Genomic DNA, 1644 nt, shown 5'->3' with positions numbered 1-1644 from the left:
TTGGGTCTGACTCATATCTGATGCAGTTGAGGAGCGGACTGGCGATTCATGAAGGAGATCGCCATGTCGAACGCCATTTCGCTGTCATCGCTCATTCCGGCCGGGCTCTCGGTCGAGCAGTTTGAAGCCTGTGAAGGGGCCCTCATCGTAACCGCATCCGCCCGGAACAGGCAGGCGGTGTGCCCCTCTTGCTCATCGCGCGCAAGCCGCGTGCATAGCCGATACATTCGAGGCGTGACGGACTTGCCGGCAGCGGGGCGAGTGGTTCGGCTGCGTCTGGTCACCCGCCGTTTCCGGTGCGACGTTGGCACCTGCCGGCGCAAGATCTTTGCCGAACGCTTCGGTGACACGGTCCCCGAACGAGCGCGCCGCACGGGCCGGATGGAGTGCATAGTCCACTATCTCGGTCTTGCGCTCGGCGGTCGTCCGGCAGCCAGCTTCGCCGAGCGTTTAATGATGCCAGTCAGCAATGACACGCTGCTCCGTGTTGTCCGGCGCCGGGCGCAACAGCGAGACGATCCCCTGAGGGCCGTTGGCATCGACGACTTCGCGTTCCGCCGGAACCACTGTTACGGCTCGATTATCTGTGACCTCGAGCGGCGACAGATCGTCAAGATTCTGCCGGACCGGGAGATCGCCACGGTCGCGGCATGGCTGGCCGATCATCCAGAGATCCGCATTGTCTCACGCGACCGTGGTGGCGGCTATGGTGAGGCAGCGGCGCTCGCATTGCCAGAAGTGGTGCAGGTCGCGGACCGGTGGCACTTGATGGAGAATGCCAGCGCGGCCTTCCTCGCCACGGTGAGGAACTCGATGAAGCCAATCCGGGCCGCTCTCGGAGCGACGACGATCGACCCGAAGCTCCTGACTTCGGCGGAGCGGATCCAGTACGAAGGCTATCTGCGGCGCGAGGAGATGAACGGGGTGGTCGCAAGCCTCGCGGCGAGCGGCATCACGATCAAGGAGATCGTTCGGCAAACGGGTCGGAGCCGGAAACTAGTTCGCCAGATTGTCCGCGGCGAGCGCACCGATCTATTCCGCACGCGACAGGGATCGCTCGACCCGCACCTTCCTTATCTCGACGCCCAGTGGGAAGCAGGCTGCCGGAACGGCGCCGAACTCTGGCGTCGTCTTCGCAGCCAAGGGTTCAGGGGTTCGCTGCGGGTTGTTGGTGAGTGGGCCACGCGACGCAGACGATCAGAGCAAATCTCAGGATCTGAGCTTCGAAGGACCCCGTCCGCGAGAGCCATTGCCCGTCTGATGACGCTGAAGCGAGATCATTTGACGAAGACCGAGACGGTCACGGTCGCCGCGATCGAAGCCGGAGTGCCCAACCTAGCCAAGGCGAGAGAGTTGATCGACCGGTTTCATGCCATGATCCGCAGTCGAGAAGTCGGGGATCTTTCGTCCTGGATTCACGATGCCGAGGGAAGTTTGTTGGCGTCCTTCGCTCGCGGCATCAGTAAGGATGCATCCGCAGTGCAGGGTGCGATTACCGAACCGTGGTCGAACGGCCAGACGGAAGGCCAGGTGAACAAGCTCAAGCTCGTGAAGCGGCAAATGTACGGGCGCGCCAAGCTTGATCTTCTTGAGGCCCGCTTGCTAGGCGCCGCCTGATCGTCATCGAAAGTGCGTCAGACCCAA

General features: G+C 62.5%; 1 protein-coding gene. It reads left to right on the top strand.

Going from position 1 to position 1644, the window contains the following annotated elements:
- Window positions 1-63: 63 nt before the first annotated feature.
- Complete coding sequence (locus tag J3367_RS20945) at window positions 64-1617, top strand: ISL3 family transposase (RefSeq protein WP_009209118.1); 1554 nt, start codon at window positions 64-66, stop codon at window positions 1615-1617.
- Window positions 1618-1644 lie beyond the last annotated feature (27 nt).

This window comes from Aurantimonas sp. NFXS3 (assembly GCF_049132005.1).
Lineage (GTDB): Bacteria > Pseudomonadota > Alphaproteobacteria > Rhizobiales > Rhizobiaceae > Aurantimonas > Aurantimonas coralicida.
This window is presented reverse-complemented; position numbering and strand designations above follow the sequence as displayed.

Coding starts and splice junctions, on each gene's coding strand:
- J3367_RS20945 (WP_009209118.1), top strand. CDS start 64: ATGTCGAACGCCATTTCGCTGTCATCGCTCATTCCGGCCGGGCTCTCG.